The sequence below is a fragment of the Halopenitus malekzadehii genome, from assembly GCF_900108505.1.
GTDB classification, from domain to species: Archaea; Halobacteriota; Halobacteria; order Halobacteriales; family Haloferacaceae; genus Halopenitus; species Halopenitus malekzadehii.
Window position 1 is genome coordinate 38,987 of sequence record NZ_FNWU01000002.1, and the last position, 18,145, is coordinate 57,131.

Here is an 18,145-nt window from a genome sequence, read left to right on the forward strand (position 1 = left end):
AGACACCCCATAATATCTAACGATTCGTAGCTGAAGCCCCAACTAGTCATACATCACTATCCGAACAAATTAGAATCGTGTTGCGGACATAGTGCCTTTTCACCTCTCATCCCCTAGATTCAAACGTTAGATTTCCTCACAGATGGCATCTAGCAGCTCACAGTTGAAGCCGCAATAACTGACTAATAAGAGTAAAAAGGGAACGAATACGAGAATTTGAGTGGCATACCAGATGAACAAATACCAGGCTGTTAAACTCGCTGCCGACTAGGAATACACAATATCTAAGATGAATCTTACCCGCTCAGCGATTAAGGTATTCACCGCAAAAGGCGCGAGCAGTCTCATTGGTTTCCTCGGAATCGCGTTCTTCGCACGTGAACTTGCTTCCGACCAAATGGGCTCCTTGTTCCTCTTTCAAGCCCTGCTAGGAATTATCGCTATTCCCGCAAACTTCGGCATCAACAATGCCGTGACCAAGCGTTTCAGCGAAGGCGAATCCCCGGAATCAATCCTCTCAACAGCAATTCTCCTCAAAGGTCTGTTACTACTACCGTTCGTTGCAGGAATAGTATTGTTTCAGGGAGCAATAAACAACTATCTCGGCGATGATCTGGCGTTACTTCTCATCCCGGCACTCATCCTCCAAGAGTCCGCAAAACTCACGATACAAGTACTAAAAGGAGAGCTACGCGTCGGCGAAACTGCCGCTCCATCGTTTTTTCGGAGTCTTGTGTACATCTGTGTTGGCGCTATTCTTGTCTGGTCTGGTAGGGGTGTTCGCGGCATCATTTATGGACTTTTTGCTGGATTCGTCGTTATGCTGGTGTGGGGAATGTGGAAGAGTTCGACGACAGTCGGTTTACCGTCGCTCGGACACGCCCGCTCGCTATTCAATTATTCTAAATATGCCTTCATTTCCTCAGTTGGTGGCTACTTCTACAGTTGGGTGGACATCGCCATTATCGGCTTATTCCTAGCGCAATCGGATGTCGGTGTCTACGAGATCGCGTGGCGGGTCACCGCAGTCGTGATGCTCTTCAGCAGTTCAATCGCCACTACGATTTTCCCGCAAGTAAGTCAGTGGGATGCTGAGGGCGTTACTAAACGTATTGAGTCTTTGCTCCCGGAGGCAATTGCGGTAGCACTATTCATAGCCATCCCTGCGTTCTTCGGTGTTGTATTGTTTTCCCGAGATATTCTCGGATTAACGTTTGGAACCGAATATACAGCAGCCTCACTAGTTCTGATCATTCTAACGGGAGAGAAGGTCATTCAGTCGATACACGTTATTCTCGGTCGTTCACTTCAAGCAATCGACAGACCCGATCTTGCAGCGAAAGCGGGTGTCATCTCGATATCGTTGAATCTCGTACTGAACGTAGTTCTCGTTCTCAGCTACGGGATTGTGGGGGCGGCAGTCGCCACCGCCTTTTCATTCATCATAAATAGTATTCTTCACGCTTACTACCTCTCGAAGTTTGTCTCAATTCGGATTCCTTACATACGAATTGGTGGATGTGTAGCCGCATCGTTCGGTATGGCCATTGTCCTTTATATTGTTGAATCAGCCATACAGATTAGCAGTTTACCAATGCTACTGCTGACTATCGGATTCGGAATAACGGTATATGTCGGTTTTGCATTAATAATTCCACCATCACGTGGTGTCATCCTTGACAATATGCGAAGAGCTGTCGATTAATGAGCTCTCGTTGCGAAACTGTTACCTCAAGCGTAAAATAAAATTAATCGAACAATGGCGACTATGCTACAGAAAGCGGCGAAAATCTGGCGTAAGGACGGTCCAATTACGCTAGCGAAGAGGGGAATCCAGTTTGGATACGATTCAGGGTTCCGACCGATACTCCCGAAACGCGTCGTTTCGTACAACAGTATTCCCGTACGTGCTTCCCGGTTGGGGGACTCTATTGTTCCTTGGCACACGCAAGACATCCCTGGATATGAGAATGCCCTCGTTGAAGGGATTCAAAAGTACGTTGAACCTGGTGATACAGTAGTCATTGTAGGCGGTGGGTGGGGAGTATCGACAGTTATGGCAGCTAGACAATCTGGTTCTAACGGTCAGGTTATCACATTTGAGGGCGGTGCAGAATCGGTTACAAAGGTCAAAGACACAGTTCAGTTGAACGACGTTGATGATCGCGTTTCTATTCGACATGCGATTGTGGCGCGAGCGGTCTCGCTTCGTGGGGATAGTGATGATGCCCAAGCAGTTTCACCAACTGACCTTCCCGATTGTGACGTTCTCGTACTCGACTGTGAAGGAGCCGAGATCGGCATCCTAGAAGAAATGGAAATCCGTCCGCGAGCAGTAGTTGTAGAGACACACGGTATATACGATGCCCTGAAAGCAGTTGTCCGCGACAAATTAGATTGTGCAGGATACAAAATAGATGAGTGTATGGTAGCTGAGGAACGATTACGAGATATATGTGAAGAAAACGGCATCTATGTTCTATACTCAATACGACGTTAGATAGGGGGATCGCATCCATCCCTCTGCCGCAAAGCGGCAACCCCTCTTGACCGGCTAAGAGCAGCGAAGCGGGTCTGCGCCGGGTTGCATCCCCTCCAGGTCGCCCCACCCCGCACAGGGGTAGGATAAGTATCGATAAGCCCTTGCTTACTCCTCGCTGGCGTTCGGCTTTTCAAAGCCATCCCGGTACAGGGTAAGCACAAGAACTCGCCATCGCCATCCTAACAGTCACACTCGTCGAACTTTTGCCAGTACGCAGGAGAGAAATCCTCTGTAATCTGATATAGACGGATAGCCACGACGGGACTCATCAATCGCATTGAGAATCATAGTGGTTCAAGCGATACTGAGCTGCTTCAGTGGAATCAGTTATTAGTGAAGGGAGTTCACTAATAATATGACGATGATATCTGGCGTCGAAGTACGAAACCTCCAAGTGAATACGGATGAGCGTGGTCATCTCGTAGAAATTTTTCGAGGAGACTGGAACGAATACGATCCAGAGCCCGCGATGTCCTATTATTCGATGACCTACGCTGGTATTACTCGTGCGTGGCACCGCCACCATCAGGGACAAATAGATCACTTCGTTTGTCCAAAGGGACGAATCAAGATCGGAATTTATGACAACCGCAAGGATTCGTCTACGCAAGGTGAAGTGAATACTTTCGTTATCGGCGAACATAATCAGCAGGTTGTCCGTATCCCCGGCGACTGCTGGCACGGCTTCAAGGCCATCGGCGACGAGCCGGCGTTCCTCATTAACTTTCCCACCAAACTCTACGACTACGAGAATCCCGACGAGGAACGCCTCCCATATGACACGGACGAAATACCTTTAGACTGGGACGAAGAACCAAGTGGATGACAGATGAAAGGCGTCCTACTTTCTGGCGGCACGGGCTCTCGGCTCCGCCCCATAACTCACACCGGCCCGAAACAGCTCATCCCGGTCGCAAATAAGCCGGTTCTCGAATATGCGATAGAAGACCTCAAGGAAGCGGGGGTCACCGAGATCGGCGTCATCCTCGGGAATAATGGACGAGACGAGATCCAGGAACTCCTCGGCGACGGCTCGAAGTACGGCGTCGAAATCACCTACATCGTCCAGGGGAACCCCCTCGGCCTCGCCCACGCCGCGGGCTGTGCCCGCGACTTCGTCGGCGACGACGACTTCGTGATGTACCTCGGCGACAACATCCTCAAATCCGGCGTCACCGACCTCGTCGAGAGTTTCGAGTCCGGCGACTACGGCGCAGGCATCGCCCTCCAGGAGGTCGAGGATCCCCAGGCGTTCGGCATCGCCGACGTTGACGACGCGGGCAACGTCACCCAGCTCATCGAGAAGCCAGACGACCCGCCGACGAATCTCGCTCTCATCGGGATGTACGTTTTCTCGCCCGCGGTCTTCGACGTGATCGACGATCTCGAACCGTCCTGGCGGGGAGAACTCGAAATTACAGACGCGATCCAGTCGCTGCTCGAAGATGGTCACGCGATCGATTCCCACGTCGTCACGGGCTGGTGGAAGGACACCGGCAAGCCCGAGGACATTCTCGAAGCCAATCGCTTAGTCCTCGAAGACACCGCTCTCGAAACCGAGGGGACCGTCGAGGACGGCGCCGAGACCACGGGTCGAATCGAACTCCACGAGTCCGCGACCATCGAGGCCGGCGCGTCCGTCCGCGGCCCGGTCTCAATCGCCGAAGACACGGTCATCAAGAGCGGTACCTACGTCGGCCCGTACACCTCGATCGGCGCGAATTCGGAACTGGAAGATGTCCATATCGAGAACAGCGTTGTCATCGGTGACTCCACGATCACGGCCTCGGGTCGTATCGTCGACAGCCTCCTCGGGCGGAACGCGAACATCGAGAGCGCCGAGAGACTCCTCCCCGAGGGTCGCCGCCTCGTTGTCGGCGAAAACTCCCAACTCAAACTGTAATAATGAGAATTATCACCCACACCTGTCCGGCCTGTGGAACCATCGTTGCTGCTAACGAACTCGAAGATAACCGCGTGATGAAGTGTCCGGGACTCGGCTGTCAGGAAGTACTTTGCTTCGAGGATCTGCCCGCGGACGCCCGCGAGCATTTCCTCGACAACCTCAATCAGTACCAGATTTAGTCCACCAGCTCCCAGGCGGCCTCAACGTCCTCACGGACCGTTGGCTGCGCCCGCTCAAGTGCGTCTGTTACCTTCCCGACATCCAAACACGTGTACTTCGGCCGTATCGCCGCTCGATCCACATCAGCTATCGACCCCTCGCATACTAATACCGAATCAGTCTCTACCTGCTCAGCGATCACCGTCCCAAACTCGTAGGGTGTCATACAGGAGGCACACGCCACGTGATAGAGCCTTTCTTCCTCCTGAGCAATCAGATCGAGCAGCGTGCCCGCTGCCTGCCCAGCCCGGGTCGGTGTCACCCACTGATCTGTAAACAGCGGGACAGCCTCGCCGGCACGTAACTGGTTGCGCACCCACGCCGGAAATCCAATAAGGTCGCCGGCACTCCGGTGGATACCCCACACGAACGAGAGTCGGGCGATGAGCGCGGTTTCCGACTCACTCCGAACTGCCCGTTCCCCAGCGAGCTTCGACTCCCCGTACGCCTGCACGGGGTTGGGAGTCGTTTCCTCGACATATGGGTCGCGTACCGTCCCGTCGAAGACGTAGTCCGTCGAGATATGAAGGAATTTAACATCGTGGGCTTCGCAGTGAGTGGCCAGCCCGCCCGGCGCATCGCCGTTGAGCAACTGTGCTTGTTCGGGATCACGTTCGCAGCCGTCGACATCCGTCATCGCCGCACAGTTGACGACGACGTCGGGTGTGTACTCTTCCAGAAGAGCCCCGAATGCCTCGTAGTCGCCGAGATCGAACTGTGTCAGCGGCATATCAAAGTCCGGCCGTGTGGAGTGATACGTCCCACAGACATCCCATCCACGCTGCTGACCCGCGTAGACGACGTTGCTGCCGAGAAGTCCGTTCGCACCCACAACGAGAAGCCGCATACCGTAGTGTTCCAACAGCAACATAAATAGGTGCTGCAGCCAAGACTCCTGTATGCGAATTCTCATTACGGGTGGCGCTGGATTCATCGGCTCGAGCTTCGTTCACTACGTTCTCGAAGAACACGAGGTCGACGAAATCGTCACGCTCGACGCACTGACATATGCGGGCTCAAAGGACAACCTCGACGGGGCTCTGGATCACCCACGACACCAGTTCGTTAAGGGGGACATCCGCGACCAGGAACTCGTTACGGACTTGATCAAAGACGTTGACGCAGTCGTCAACTTCGCCGCGGAATCCCACGTCGACCGTTCCATCGAGGGCGCGAAACCGTTCGTCGAGACGAACGTCCGGGGTACACAGACGCTCCTTGACGCGGCCAACGATGCAGGCGTCGACCGGTTCCTCCAGATTTCGACCGATGAAGTGTACGGTCAGATACTCGATGGCAAATTCTCCGAAGACGACGCGCTCAACCCACGGAATCCCTACGCGGCGACGAAGGCGAGCGCGGATCTGCTAGCGAGGAGCTTCCAGACGACCCACGGGCTCCCCGTTCTGATCACCCGCACATCCAACAACTTCGGCCCACGACAACACCCAGAGAAGCTTATCCCGAAATTCATCCAGAATGCCGCAGCCGGCAAGTTGCTCCCCGTATATGGTGATGGGTCGAACGTCCGTGAGTGGATCTATGTCGAGGACAACTGCCGCGCACTCGATCTCGTGCTCCGCAAGGGAGAGATCGGCGAGGTCTACAACATCGGGAGTCACGCCGAAAAGACAAATCTCGAAGTTACGGAAGCGATCCTTGATACCGTCGGTGTGTCGAATGACCTCATCGAGTTCGTCGAAGACCGTGCAGGGCACGACCAACGCTACGCGCTCAAAACTGAGAAGATCGAAGCGCTCGGCTGGGAACCACAGTATTCCTTTGAGGAGGGCCTCGAACGGACTGTCGATTACTACCTCGACTGATGACCGATACGAAAACATCGATCCCTGACGACGAGTGGCGCATAATTGTCGGGAACGTCCCGCTCGTTTCAGTCGACCTCGTGATCGAACACGACGATGGCGTGATCCTTGGTAAACGCGAGAACGAGCCCGCGAAAGGTGAATGGTTCGTTCCCGGTGGGACAGTGCTCAAAAATGAACCTCGCACCGATGCCGTCCACCGCGTTGCCGACGAGGAACTCGGTGAATCCGTCGTCATCGACGACTGTCTCGGTACCTATGAACACTTCTACGAGGCGGCTGCGGCCGAGGGCGTAGACTCGAAACACTACCTTGCGACCGGCTATCGCTGCCACTTCGAGCGCAATGATCCCGATATCGTCGGCGACGAGCAACACAGCGCCCTTCGAGTTGTTCGCCCGCCGTTCGACAAGTTCCACCCGTACGTCGAACGGTATTTCGATGCCTTATGACGCCGCCTGTCACCAACCGCCATTCGGACAGCATACTAAAATAGAGGGTTATCTCTTCGATGGCTTCTGTACTACTTAGCCAGAAGTAATCGGTATGGTTCCGCAGACGTCCTAACCACAGTCGACACGCGGTCGCGGTTCCGAGAGCGACGAGTTGGTCAAAAAATTGGTGGGGATGGGCTGTCCGTTGATCTCGGCCATCTTCTGACCCAGTAAATATTCAATCCACGGAGCCGCGTCCCGCAAAAACACCGGGGAACCCCCGAGGCGACTCGACCAATTCCTCGATCTCGTCACCACCAATTTCCCCGGCCCGAACGAGCGCACCGATCTCAGCATCGGTCAGCTCTTGACCGTCCTCGAACCTCCGGTACAATTTCTCGATGTCTGTGTTGTAATCGACCCAGATTGAGACGTCTACATTGGTCGCCCGCCCCGACGATTGAAAGAGTTTGTCGACGTTCGCCCCCTGGAGGACGCCGTGCTCGATACACGTTTCGAGCCGGGGGCGATCCCCGTGGAGCCCGAGGTAGCCGAACGCGACCATCGCAGCGAGTACGTCGTCGGTCTCCTCGGGGCCAAGCTCCTCGAAGATCTTCTCTCGTTCATCCGGTTCGAGGAACAAACTCAGTAACACGAAGTCCTTGAGTCCGTTAACCACTCGTTCGCGAATATCCTGCCGCCGATTGGCATCAGTCTGCGGCTGGGCGTACTCCTTGAGCCCACAGAGGTACTCCCGATCGGTCGGGGTGAGTATCCCCCGTGGTCGATCCTCGGGTGTGAGCAGCGGCTCACGCTCGCTGTCATCGTCCCTGACGTCATCGACGCCGGTGAACAGTTCGTCAGCCGGTCGATCCGAATTGTTATTCATACATAGGCTATTATAACCTAATTCTAAATAACTTTTCACTCGTTAATACTTTACCGAAACGAGCCGAATACAGTACTTGGACAGAGAAGATGACCGTCTCACTCACTTACAAAACGGTTCCTCGCCGATCTACGCCGCAACCGAGAGCACTCGGGGAACGACTCGTATCGAACCCGGGGAAACACGCACAGCACCAGTTCTGGAATCGCCGAGTAACCCACAGTTACAGGCTCCATACTCGTAGAACCCGGTCGACTATACCACCCATCGATCACCAATTCACCGACCAACATCCGCCATCATCGACGGATGATTTTGGATCGAATTGGTCGACCAATTCCGAGAAAATGGTCGAGGGATGGGTAACCGGAATCGCGGAACGGGCTGTTCGGCGGAAACGGACTACGCGTGATATGGATGACTCCCCCGAAGCCACCCCGACAACAGACGCCCATAGCTCCGAAGTTGGTCGGGCCACCCGGGACGACAGAGGAGTAACAACCCACTCAATGCTCATTCCAGGGAGCAAGAAATCTCGTTCCGGGGGGATCAGCGCGTGACCGACACGAACGAGACTCCCGACGACGTCGACGTCACCGACCAATCTGAGACAGACTCCGACGACCAAAACCGCGAATTGCGGACCGATGGAGGAACGGTCGCTACCGAGTCGGTCAATAGCAGTCATCCCAATGGGACTGTAACCCCGGAGAGCACGGCGGAGCAAGGAACACCCAGAGTCGACACGACGACCGTCCCACAAACAGATCCCAGTCCCGACCCGAACGAACCCCCAGCGACGAACGATCCCGAAAAGCCGACTAATTCCGAACCCAACGAGGTCCGGAACGGAGACGAGTTGTTCTCGGGGGCTGTCCCGGTGAACGACATCCTCGATTTCTATCTCGAAACGAACCCGTGGGGGGTGGCGGAAGGTACCATCAGTTCTTACCGGACGCGACTGCGACACTTCCGGCAGTTCTGTGCGGAGGAAGATATCGAGAACCTTCGTGAGATCCAGCCATCCCGAATGGACGAGTTTCACAACTACCTCCGCAAACAACCGCAGATCGGGGCCCGATCATCAATCAAAGGGTGTCTATCGTCCCTGCGGAAGTTCATCCGGTACTGCGAGCGCCGCGGGGTGGTCGACCGTGGCTTCCACGAGCTCATCATCCTCCCGACGCTCTCAGATAGTAAGGGGGACGACGAGACGTGGCTCCCCCGTGACGACGCAAAGGACATTGTCGCCCACTTGGCGAAGTTCGAACCGTTCTCGAAAGCGCACGTGATCTGGGTACTCCTTGCCGAAACGGGGATCCGGCAGTCCACGCTGTACGCTTTCGATCTCGACGATTACGACGCTACCGAACGCTACATCGAGGCAGTCAACCGTGAGGACACGGGAACGCGGTTGAAGAACGGTGCGAAGGGCGAACGCGAACTCAGCATATCGAGCGAGGCCGTACAGGTCCTTGACGGATACATCCAAGCGAACCGAAACGCTGTCACCGACGAATACGACAGAGACCCGTTGCTAACGACGAGAAACGGCCGTCTCCAGAAGAGCACGATTCGCAAGTACGTGTATGCCTGGTCCCGTCCGTGCGCGATTGGCAAGGACTGTCCGGTCGAAAAGGAGCCGGAGACGTGTGAGGCGGCGCAGACGAACAATGACGCGTACAAGTGTCCGGAGTCCGTCTCACCGCATCCGATCCGGCGGGGCTACATCACCCACCTCCGAGCCAACGGAGTCCCTACCGAAGACGTGATCTCGAAACGGTGCGACGCCAATCCCGACACGATCGAACGGTGGTACGATATGAGTACGAAAGCAGAACGTCGTGAGGCGCGGCGTGCCTTCGTTGAGGATCTCTAACAGTCCCGGTACGGGTTCGTTGTCACAGTCAACCGCCTCGGGGTCAAGCCCCGAGGCTTATCCGCTGACTCCCGTTCTACTCGAGTAGCTCGGTCGGCGTATACTCGTCGTTCACGTTCAGTATCCCTGACTTGAGGACCAGTTGACTGGATCCAACGTGAGACTTCTGCCCGCGATGGATATTCCCGCAATACCGGTTCGCAATATTCAGGTGGTATTCTTTCCACTGGATATTCCCAACTACCGCTGTTTTCCCCCGCTTGGCGTATAGGTCTCTTTAACGTACTCTCGACCGAACGGATGTTTTACTAGCCCCCAGTAGACGAAGATTCTGTGGACCCGCTGTAAGAGCCTCCGCCGGATCAGTGTCCGACCCATACCAGTTCTCTATCAACTTTCTATATCGTAATGAAGTTCTTACTCGTCGAAACGAGTTGTTCACCCTTCGGAGATGTCAGCACTCCTGAGACGGCTCGTAACAGAACATCCGATTGTTACAGCGTTCACGCTGATTTCCGTGTGTCTCTATCGGCACTTCACGAGAGCCAAGAACCAGTCCAGCAAGCCGGAATGTGTTGCGGTCACCGGCGGCCTTCACGCCCTGCTGAGGTAGCTATCGATAACGAACCCTTCGTCGGAGAGGAGCGTCCGGGCCTCCCGTCGCACAGATTGGTTAGTTGGTCGGTCTTCCTGCTCTTGAATGTGTGTTTTGATGCTTTCCGCGACTCGGTCCACTATATCGGACCCTGCACAGTCGGCGACGCTTTCCAGCGTGCTCGCGTATCCCTGCTCGGCCGCATGGAATCCTTGTCTCGTATCAAGCACGTCGTCGTTGACTATGCCGACTTCGTAGAGATGCCCTTTGATGCGGAGATCCAGATCTCGGTCCATATTTAGTGGCTGGTTGGCTCTTGCATATATCCCAGGCCTCGGATGACTTTCGATCGCGACAGTGCTTTCATCAGCTATCGCGGGATTGCTAATCCACGCAGTCCCGCGATAGCTAAGAAACAGCCTATCGTAGCAATTCCGGCATTGCCAATCGTACCACTCCCGCGATTGCTAACTGCCGCTATTCCGTTGATCCCTACAATTGGCGATACCGAGAATTGGCTTAGGTGGGATTTTCCATATTGCTAATCAGGACCAGTGAATCGATACGGCCCCGACAGAGTTCACACGTCGAAGCCGTTCCGCCTGAGAGCCTCCACCAGGTCACTGTCAGGGTCAGCCGTAAACTCAACTAACGATGACTCCGGTCGTGTTGTCGTATATAGGTCAGAGTCAATGTTGTCAGGAATCTCGTTCGCGTGTGTCTGTTCAACAACGGCAACCGATATCTTGGACTTCGTCCCCGTGTCTGTTGAGTCGCTCATTATTTACTTGTACGATGGAGCGACGTTTGGACTTTGTCATTCGAGTATACGACTCTTCACCACAAGAGCGTTTGACGGCTTCTCAGGTGGTCGTAGAGGCGGCGAGGAGCAGACCGTAGTCAAATACGAAGGAGTGTAAGTCGGCGCTTGTTTCCCATCATCTTCGTGGTATCGGCGGTGAAGAGTTCCAGCCCAACTCCGGAGTCAATTTGGCTCGTGATCTCTTCTCGTACTGTTTCAACTTCTCCAAGTGTCAGGTCGGTACCGGCGTGGAGGAAGCTGATGCACCTCTCAGCGTGGTTGCGGTCGTCGGTGTAGAGCGGGTTCGCAAGTGCGTTTGTGACCAAGTCTGCTGCTAGTTCGTGTCCCGAAATCTCCGAGTTGTCGTGGTGCTGTCCCCGGAATCCTTGCACCAGCCCGGCTGTCTGTAGTTCCCGGTAGAGCTGTGAGGGTGGGGAAATCTGGACTTGGGCAGTCAGGATAGTCAATAGATCCGTTGCCAGTTCTTGGATGAGTGCTTGTTTGCAGGGAATAGTGGCATCAACAGCGTCAATCTCGTGGACTCGTTTATCCTCTACAGGGGCGGGGAGAGCGATACTGGTGGTTTCCTCGGGCAGTGTTTCTCCGATAGTCTCTACGAGGCTACGGCATTCCGTACTACCAGCAAGTATAACGTAGTCTGCCTCTGTCGCAGCAGCTGGTAGCTCTTCCACGTTTTGCGCACGGTACGTGTTTGCTTCCGAGTATTCGAGTTGTGAATAGCGGCTATCCCATCCTCGCCGCTCGATTTCTGCTCCGAACTCACCGTATCCGAGAAGGAGAAACTGAGGATCTCCGAACTCATCGACAGCCGCCTCTTTGTCGTGTTCCGGGTCTTCGTGGTTTTCCAGAGCGGCCTCTACGAGATCCCTCATATCAGCCGATTACAGGAGAGTGTATGATAGAACTTCGTCAGACACGCGGCACAGATATTATGGCTGTCCTCGTTTGTTTTCACGATCTCCAAACGGCGTGGGGAAGTACCCGCGTTAGCACCTACTGCTAGACGTTCCCCAGATACGCCCGTCGCTGTTCCATTCGCTCCCGGTCGGAACGCTCGTCGTAGTGCTTCTCGATCACCCGCTCAGAGACGTCAGCACGGCTTGAGACGGCTTGTGATGGGACATCCGACCGTAACCAGTGGGTAATCGACCCGCGCCGAAACGGATGGGGTGAGAACGATTCGGGACAGGTACTGGAATTACTAGGATTGGTCGCCTCGCAGGTTTTCGGATCTCGGCCAAGTGGACACGTTCCGTCGTGCCGACACGGTTGCGTGTACTTGTACGCATACCTCGCGATCGTGCTCCGAGCGATACGTCCCTTCGTGGTTGTAAGGAGCGGCTCTCGGCCATACTTATCGGTTACCTCGGGACGTTTGTTCTCGATCCAGTCATCGAGAAGGTCGGCGATCGACTCCGAGATGGCGACGTGACGCTGGGACTTCGTCTTGTTCTTGAGCGGTGTGTCGGTGTCGGGCCGATGTTTGAACTGGAGATACCGCTCATCAGGGTTGTAGTCCTCGACATCAAGGGATCGGACGGCACCGCACCGAGCCATCGTGTGCCACATCACTGCGAGCGTCACGTGCGCCCGGCTGCAGTAGTGGTATCGTTCGAGGTTTTCCAGTACTGATTGGGCTGTCTGGGAGTCGAGTTCCTCGTGTCGCGCATTGTCCGTATCGTCGACGACGGGCGACTGTACGCGCTGGGCGAGTCCGCTCTCGACGGCCTCGATGCTCTCACACCAGCGAATGAAGACGCGAGTCGTGTCCATCATCGACTTCTCCGTCGCCGGAGCCCAGTCACCCTCTTTACGGCTCTCGATCTGGTACTCCTTGATGAGGCGCCCGGTGAGCTCGTTCAAGTTGGTGATGTCCCGTTCGTCGAGCCAGTCGACGAACGTGGAGAGGCGTGACCGGTGGGAGTTGATGGAGCTTCGCGAGAGGTTTCCACTGCGATCATCAAGGTACAATTCGAGTGCTTTGCTCGGGTCGATAGGTTCTATGTCCGACATATTTACCACTTAGTTTTATTCGTAGCAAATCGCCAGACAGCCCGAGAGTAACGGATCGTATTCGCAGGGATCGCACCCTGCAGATACTCTCACTCACCATCACAAACCTGATACGGGAAACAGCATCAAGGTAGAACCCAACGCTCGGGGATCCTCATTCTTCAGAAGGACGTTAATCGACTTGGTCGCCGATGAATCAGAAGAGGAATAGGTAGGGCGACGAATACATAGGTATGTGGCCGTGGGGACACCTCGCATTTGCGTATCTTTGTTTGCTTCTGGTGTCTCGAATTTCCGAACGCGTAACGCAATCGGTCGGTGTGGTGGTTGCGCTCGTGTTTGGAAGTCAGTTTCCGGATCTGGTTGATAAACCGTTAGCGTGGTCAGTGACAGTGCTTCCGTCCGGTCGGTCTCTTGCGCATTCACTGCTGACGGCAGCTGTCGTGCTGTACATTCTTTCACGACTGTCAGCGCGGTATGATCGACAGGATCTTGTCGCTTCGTTTGGCGTTGGGTGGGTTTCACATTCTCTCAGCGACTTAGGGCCGGGAGTCATTATTGGGTTGTTTCGTGGGGATATGAGTCAGATACAATGGACGACATACTTGTTATGGCCGGTCCTTGAATCACCACCGTACCCAAACGATGATTCTTTCGCAGTCCATTTCTCGGAGCTCCAGATGACTCCATATGTAACCGCACAGTTCCTTTTACTTGGACTCGCGGTTGGAATCTGGTTTGTTAGTGGTGCAGAGAGTGCACGAACCGTGCGTGTATGGCTTCGATCAAATATTCAGCGGTTTTGAAGAAACCACGAGAAGGGTATCGAATCGGTGGTTGATTTTGAGGTTGAAAAACCATAAGAATCAAACAGGTTGTCTGTGAGATAAGTAACATATGAAGGCGGTTGTCCTCGCCGGCGGGTACGCGACGCGGCTATGGCCGATCACGAAGGATCGACCCAAGATGTTCCTCCCGATCGGCGACCACACGGTCATCGACGAGATCTTCTCGGATCTCGAGGCCGACGACCGGATCGACGAGGTGTTCGTCTCCACCAACGAGCGCTTTGCGGGGGAGTTCGAGACGTATCTCGCGGAAACGGCGTTCGAGAAACCCACCCTCTCCGTCGAGGACACCACCGACGAGTCCGAGAAGTTCGGCGTCGTCGGCGCGCTCGCCCAGCTGGTCGACCGCGAGGGCATCGACGAGGACCTCGTCGTCGTCGCCGGCGACAACCTCATCAGCTTCGACATCGCCGAGTTCGTCGACTTCTTCGCGGACGCCGGCGAGCCAGCCCTGGCCGCCTACGACGTCGGCTCCCGCGAGAAGGCCAAGTCCTACGGCCTCGTCGAACTCGAGGGGGACCGCGTCGTCGACTTCCAGGAGAAGCCCGACGACCCCAAGAGCACGCTCGTCTCCATCGCCTGCTACGCGTTCCCCGCCGAGCGCCTCGAGGATCTGCCGACGTACCTCGAGGCGGGCGAGAACCCCGACGAGCCCGGCTGGTTCATCCAGTGGCTCCAGCAGCGCCGAACGGTGCGCGCGTTCACCTTCGACGGCGCCTGGTTCGACATCGGCACGCCCGAAAGCTACCTCGACGCCATCGAGTGGTCCCTCGACGGCGGCACGGTCGTCCACGAGGACGCGACGGTGACGGACTCGCAGCTCGGCGAGACCGTCCACGTGATGGCGGACGCGACCGTCGAGGACGCGACCCTCGAGCGGGCGGTCGTCTTCCCCGAGGCCACCGTCCGGAACGCGGAGATCCGCGGGTCGATCATCGACCGCGACACGATGATTGGGAGTTTTGATCTCTCAGGTGCGCTGATCGGTGCGCACACCTCCATCACCGACGGCGGCCAGTTCTAGGACGACCACTATTCCGTCAGGAAGGTTCGGAGACAGTGATCCAGAGGTGGACTTCGCGGTAGGCGTTGTCGGTTGATGGTTGACTTGGAGGATCGTCTTTGTACAGGAGATATGTGAGGCGGAGATCCTCGCCGGTCATCGGTGGTGCGATGGTGTGTTGGTGGTGCCAAGTTTCATTATGCTCAAGGTCAGCGTGGAAGCGTTGCAACTGCTGTTGGTCTAGAACGGTGGTTGAGTTATTTGAGATGTTGACGCGTTGCAACAGTACGATGACGGTGTATGATTCCGTCGTATGTTCTTGGTTCCCGATTCCGACAGTTAGTGAGCGTTCTTGGTTGGCAGTAAAGTTCTGAGGATAGTTATCTGCGACAAGCTCACCGTCGTCTGTTTCGGTCAGTAAGTACAGTTCGGAGAACGATTCGCCAGTCTGTGGGACTGCGACGGCGTAACCGACGCTACTTACTGCTAACAGTACACTGCAGACCAGTAAGACGTTCAGGACCATATCTGCCCGGTCATCCGGTTCGAGGAACTCTCGACGTGCAGCCTGAATCCACGATCGATATGGAACGCGGAATCGGTATGCATCGGGGAGTGCCGCTCGTCGGTGGTATGCGATGAATGTGAGGAGAAACGTGACGCCGGTCAGACTAACTACAATCGGAATGAGACGAATACCCCACGGAGTGAAGTTCAGGACGAGTCCGATCAGCGGGACGATCGCAATGCTTGTACCGAATGATAGCGCAACGCGTTCAATCCCGTCGATCCCGCCGCTTTCAGCCTTGATTGCCGTAGTGACTGACTCAACATCACGATCTGATGACTGCGCCTCGTTTGGGCTGGGGTCTGCGTCGGCTGCAGCGTCAGTCGCTGAAGTATTAGATTCCGGGAATAACGCTGCGATGAATGCGTAGCCGGGAATAAATAACACGAACGGTAATCCAAGCACGACTCGAATCGGTGTGTCTCGAATCCCGGGAAGAAAGATCGCGGCAATTGTCACGCACAGATACATACACACGGCAGCGAGATCAGGTGGGATGTCTTCGACGGAGTCGGGGAGAATACCTGTACCGTTATCCCGCCGTGCCATTAGTCGGATAACCCTCTTGAGAGATATAAACTCCGCGTTCGTATGGAGCAAGAACCGATACACTCAGGCATCCGGAGTCAGGACACAGTACTACAGCGTTGGAGTGACGAATGCCTCCAAAACCCCAACTGTTCGTGTATTATCTCACTGCGTGGATGCTAGCAACGCTGATCGTCCTCACAGTGCTGAATGCCCTAACACTAGAATTATACTTCGTCGTGGCACTCATCGGGTTGCTGGTCGTTACTGAGTTAACAATGCCGGTGAATATACAGCCACAGTGGCGTTACCGGCTTCGATGGATCATCCTTGCTGGATTAATCATATTCGGATATATTGTTACCAGACGTATTCTGGAGATCCTGCCATCTGATGTGCTTTGATCAACAGATTACTTGCTTGCTCTAGTGTTCGATTGAGGGAGAAAACGGCCTCTTATTAAACGTGTGTTTCTTTTTTTTTTTTTCTAGATTTTCTTTTCGATAAACTTCTCAAAGTCCGTTTCCTCGCTTTCGTAGACATCGCGGTGATCGGCTGCTATCTGGCCTTTCTCTGTAATAATATAGAGTCCACTATTCGGTGATGGACCAATTCGCTCTACCAGTTCATAGTCCGCTAATACTGGCAGTCGCGTGTTGATATATCCACGATCACGATCAAGGATATATGCTAAGTTGGCACCGTTGTTTCGGTAACCATCGGACAAAGCAGTAAGTATCTGAAAATCAATTGGAACTTTCAGTTTCATACTATCTGGGACATCATCTACCTATGTATATTTTCCGTCATAGCCACTTCGAACGTGTTTGAGAATCGTGCGGCGCCGTATCCTCTCTCTGCTCGCATCTCCCATTCAGTCGGCGCTTGCTGGGGAAGAGGACTTAGCGTCTGCATTCAGCTAAAAAATGCTAGGAAGAGAGATCAATCGCATCCAGTAATGTTATATTGCTGACTGAATTCCGGATGAGTATGCAGGATCAACAGGTGCTGGTTACTGGCGGCGCCGGGTTTATTGGATCTAACCTAGCGAATACCCTCGCAGTTGAAAACGATGTTATCGCGCTCGACAACGGATATTTAGGAACGGCTGAAAATCTCGATGCGGATGTCACGTATGTTGATGCTGATGTTCGTAACGATGGTCTCCCGACGGATGTCGATGTCGTCTACCATTTAGCAGCATTGTCAAGTCGACAGATGCTTGAGGAGAACCCGCGTGAGGGAGCACGCGTTAACATTGAGGGTTTCGTGAACGTCGTTGAGCAGGCATATGCTGATGACTGTGAGACGATCGTGTACGCGTCGACATCGTCGGCGTATGGCAGTCGTACTGAGCCTAGTCCTGAGGATATGGACTTGGAGGCGGCGACGGGCTATGATGCGTCGATGCTGGGGCGGGAACGGTATGCTGAATACTACAACAATTTCTATGAGAATCTCTCGTGTGCGGGGATGCGGTTCTTCTCAGTGTATCAAGGTTACGGTGGGAATGAAGCGCATAAGGGCGAGTACGCGAATACGGTTTCGCAGTTTGCGGACAAGATCGCGTCTGGGGAGCCACCTGTGTTGTGGGGGGATGGCTCTCAGACGCGAGACTTCACTCACGTCGACGACGTTGTCCGCGGACTAGTACGAGCCGGTGAAGAAGAATTGGCTGGCGTTTATAATCTCGGGACAGGGGAGCCATACTCGTTCAACGAGATGGTCGCACTCATCAACGAGGCGTTGGGCACAGATGTTGAACCCGAGTACGAGCCGATTCCACTAGAAAACTACGTCCACGATACGTGCGCGGATATCTCGAAAATCAGGGAGGCGACTGGCTGGGAGCCGCAGATTTCTTTCGAGGAAGGTGTCAAGCGTGTCGTCAAACCCTACCGATCTGAGGCGTAGTGACTGCTCAAGATGTGACATATTCTGATCCGGTCGCGGTCAGTACAGGCTGCATACGGAGAAACTCGGTTGGCTTGCTAATCAAACCATTCTTGGTACTCATCGCATTCGTCACATTCAGCCTGGGTTACCCACTCGTCGCCGCGATCGTGATTCCA

20 protein-coding genes are annotated in these 18,145 nt (G+C 54.6%); 12 read left to right on the forward strand and 8 right to left on the reverse strand.

All coding sequences use genetic code 11. From position 1 onward, the window contains the following. The first annotated feature begins 289 nt into the window (after positions 1-289). The 5 genes from BLW38_RS05600 (at position 290) to BLW38_RS16800 (ending at position 4,627) form a co-directional block, all read left to right on the forward strand. Positions 290-1,705, forward strand: a complete 1,416-nt coding sequence (locus tag BLW38_RS05600; protein ID WP_092815780.1) for an oligosaccharide flippase family protein — start codon at positions 290-292, stop codon at positions 1,703-1,705. 63 nt (positions 1,706-1,768) lie between these two features. Continuing rightward, complete coding sequence (locus BLW38_RS15690; protein WP_177167442.1) at positions 1,769-2,500, forward strand: class I SAM-dependent methyltransferase; 732 nt, start codon at positions 1,769-1,771, stop codon at positions 2,498-2,500. Between the two features lie 397 nt (positions 2,501-2,897). Continuing rightward, positions 2,898-3,368 (forward strand): dTDP-4-dehydrorhamnose 3,5-epimerase family protein, encoded by a 471-nt coding sequence (locus tag BLW38_RS05605; protein ID WP_394327075.1) that lies wholly within the window; start codon positions 2,898-2,900, stop codon positions 3,366-3,368. A gap of 3 nt (positions 3,369-3,371) precedes the next feature. After that, on the forward strand, positions 3,372-4,445 hold the full coding sequence (locus BLW38_RS05610; RefSeq protein ID WP_092815783.1) for a glucose-1-phosphate thymidylyltransferase: 1,074 nt from the start codon (positions 3,372-3,374) through the stop codon (positions 4,443-4,445). Between the two features lie 2 nt (positions 4,446-4,447). Continuing rightward, a complete protein-coding gene (locus BLW38_RS16800) occupies positions 4,448-4,627 on the forward strand; it encodes a hypothetical protein (protein ID WP_092815786.1) in 180 nt (59 codons plus the stop codon). Here the strand turns inward: BLW38_RS16800 and rfbD are convergent. Beyond that, entirely contained in the window at positions 4,624-5,514 is an 891-nt protein-coding gene (gene rfbD / locus BLW38_RS05620; RefSeq protein WP_092815789.1) for a dTDP-4-dehydrorhamnose reductase, read from the reverse strand. The two genes, BLW38_RS16800 and rfbD, sit on opposite strands and share 4 nt — an antisense overlap. A 52-nt stretch (positions 5,515-5,566) precedes the next feature. On the opposite strand from rfbD, the gene rfbB reads away from it, so the two are divergent. Together rfbB and BLW38_RS05630 are read left to right on the forward strand one after the other, a co-directional pair. After that, positions 5,567-6,493, forward strand: a complete 927-nt coding sequence (rfbB, locus tag BLW38_RS05625; protein WP_092815792.1) for a dTDP-glucose 4,6-dehydratase — start codon at positions 5,567-5,569, stop codon at positions 6,491-6,493. Continuing rightward, positions 6,493-6,945 (forward strand): NUDIX domain-containing protein, encoded by a 453-nt coding sequence (locus BLW38_RS05630; RefSeq protein ID WP_092815795.1) that lies wholly within the window; start codon positions 6,493-6,495, stop codon positions 6,943-6,945. The genes rfbB and BLW38_RS05630 overlap by 1 nt, the downstream gene beginning before the upstream one ends. 220 nt (positions 6,946-7,165) lie before the next feature. Here the strand turns inward: BLW38_RS05630 and BLW38_RS05635 are convergent, their stop codons facing one another. Continuing rightward, positions 7,166-7,816 (reverse strand): hypothetical protein, encoded by a 651-nt coding sequence (locus tag BLW38_RS05635; RefSeq protein WP_092815798.1) that lies wholly within the window; start codon positions 7,814-7,816, stop codon positions 7,166-7,168. Positions 7,817-8,372: 556 nt separating this feature from the next. Here BLW38_RS05635 and BLW38_RS05640 point away from each other — a divergent pair. Further along, complete coding sequence (locus tag BLW38_RS05640) at positions 8,373-9,695, forward strand: tyrosine-type recombinase/integrase (protein WP_092815801.1); 1,323 nt, start codon at positions 8,373-8,375, stop codon at positions 9,693-9,695. Positions 9,696-10,289: 594 nt separating this feature from the next. Here BLW38_RS05640 and BLW38_RS05645 read toward each other — a convergent pair. The 4 genes from BLW38_RS05645 to BLW38_RS05660 form a co-directional block, all read right to left on the reverse strand. After that, positions 10,290-10,586 (reverse strand): hypothetical protein, encoded by a 297-nt coding sequence (locus BLW38_RS05645; RefSeq protein WP_092815804.1) that lies wholly within the window; start codon positions 10,584-10,586, stop codon positions 10,290-10,292. A 284-nt stretch (positions 10,587-10,870) separates the two neighbouring features. Then, on the reverse strand, positions 10,871-11,071 hold the full coding sequence (locus tag BLW38_RS05650; RefSeq protein ID WP_092815807.1) for a hypothetical protein: 201 nt from the start codon (positions 11,069-11,071) through the stop codon (positions 10,871-10,873). 119 nt (positions 11,072-11,190) lie between these two features. Then, positions 11,191-11,985, reverse strand: coding sequence for an FtsZ/tubulin family protein (locus BLW38_RS05655; protein WP_092815810.1), 795 nt, complete (start codon positions 11,983-11,985; stop codon positions 11,191-11,193). A 127-nt stretch (positions 11,986-12,112) separates the two neighbouring features. Further along, complete coding sequence (locus tag BLW38_RS05660) at positions 12,113-13,126, reverse strand: tyrosine-type recombinase/integrase (protein WP_092815813.1); 1,014 nt, start codon at positions 13,124-13,126, stop codon at positions 12,113-12,115. Between the two features lie 233 nt (positions 13,127-13,359). On the opposite strand from BLW38_RS05660, the gene BLW38_RS16805 reads away from it, so the two are divergent. Beyond that, positions 13,360-13,932, forward strand: a complete 573-nt coding sequence (locus BLW38_RS16805) for a metal-dependent hydrolase (RefSeq protein WP_092815816.1) — start codon at positions 13,360-13,362, stop codon at positions 13,930-13,932. A gap of 91 nt (positions 13,933-14,023) precedes the next feature. Further along, entirely contained in the window at positions 14,024-14,998 is a 975-nt protein-coding gene (locus BLW38_RS05670; protein WP_092815819.1) for a sugar phosphate nucleotidyltransferase, read from the forward strand. Between the two features lie 16 nt (positions 14,999-15,014). Here the strand turns inward: BLW38_RS05670 and BLW38_RS05675 are convergent, their stop codons facing one another. Beyond that, complete coding sequence (locus BLW38_RS05675) at positions 15,015-16,094, reverse strand: DUF1616 domain-containing protein (protein ID WP_092816425.1); 1,080 nt, start codon at positions 16,092-16,094, stop codon at positions 15,015-15,017. Between the two features lie 110 nt (positions 16,095-16,204). Here BLW38_RS05675 and BLW38_RS05680 point away from each other — a divergent pair, with 110 nt between their 5' ends. Then, entirely contained in the window at positions 16,205-16,477 is a 273-nt protein-coding gene (locus BLW38_RS05680; protein ID WP_092815822.1) for a hypothetical protein, read from the forward strand. An 83-nt stretch (positions 16,478-16,560) separates the two neighbouring features. On the opposite strand, the gene BLW38_RS05685 is transcribed toward BLW38_RS05680, so the two are convergent. Beyond that, complete coding sequence (locus BLW38_RS05685; RefSeq protein WP_092815825.1) at positions 16,561-16,842, reverse strand: helix-turn-helix domain-containing protein; 282 nt, start codon at positions 16,840-16,842, stop codon at positions 16,561-16,563. A gap of 221 nt (positions 16,843-17,063) precedes the next feature. Here BLW38_RS05685 and BLW38_RS05690 point away from each other — a divergent pair, with 221 nt between their 5' ends. After that, complete coding sequence (locus BLW38_RS05690; protein ID WP_092816427.1) at positions 17,064-17,987, forward strand: NAD-dependent epimerase/dehydratase family protein; 924 nt, start codon at positions 17,064-17,066, stop codon at positions 17,985-17,987. Positions 17,988-18,145: the final 158 nt, after the last annotated feature.